This is a genomic window from Anaerococcus tetradius ATCC 35098, from assembly GCF_000159095.1.
Taxonomy (GTDB): domain Bacteria; phylum Bacillota; class Clostridia; order Tissierellales; family Peptoniphilaceae; genus Anaerococcus; species Anaerococcus tetradius.
In genome coordinates, this window is the sequence record NZ_GG666337.1 from 1 (window position 1) to 727 (window position 727).

The 727-nt window shown below is 37.6% G+C and carries 1 protein-coding gene; it reads left to right on the plus strand.

The genetic code is table 11. The features are described from left to right. A partial coding sequence (locus HMPREF0077_RS10830; protein ID WP_004837911.1) for a hypothetical protein occupies positions 1-727 on the plus strand: 727 nt, incomplete at both ends.

Genomic DNA, 727 nt, shown 5'->3' on the forward strand with positions numbered 1-727 from the left:
TGGAAGATTGAAGGAGAAAATCCTGACGAAGTAACAGTTACTGAAAATCAAGGTATTGTAACTATTCCAAAAGGCAAGGCAAAGGAAAAGACAGAAGTAATTGCCAAGTCAACCCTTGGAGAAAAGAAAGCACCAGCACAAAAAACTCCTGACAATCAACACCTAGTACCAGACAAGACTGGTCCACAAGCTCCAAAAGTAAAGGTAAATGAGAAAAATGGAGAAGTAACAATCACTCCACCAACAGATGAGGACCTAGAAAAAGTTGAAGTTGATTACTCTAACCCAAATGGAACAAGCAAAAAAGCAACTGCTACAAAAGACGAACAAGGAAAATGGAATGTAGTAGGTGAAGAAGGTGTAGAGGTTAAAGAAAATGGTGTCATTACCATTCCTTACGAAAAAGTCAAAAAAGCTTCTGACATTAGTGCCAAAGCCTACGATAAATATGGAAATGATTCAAAACCTAATACTGATACCCAACTCCCACCACCACCAACAGTTACACCTAATAAAGATACTGGCGTAATAACAGTAGCTCCTCCAACAGAACCTGCTGTTGATGGATTTGAAATTACTTATACACCTGCTAAATCAACTGAGCAAAAAACAATAAAAGTAAAAAAAGGAAATAATAGCAAGTGGATAATCGAGGGCGATACACCAGAAGGTGTAACAATAGATGAAAATGGACTTGTAACATTTGCTAAGGGAAGTGCAAAAGAAA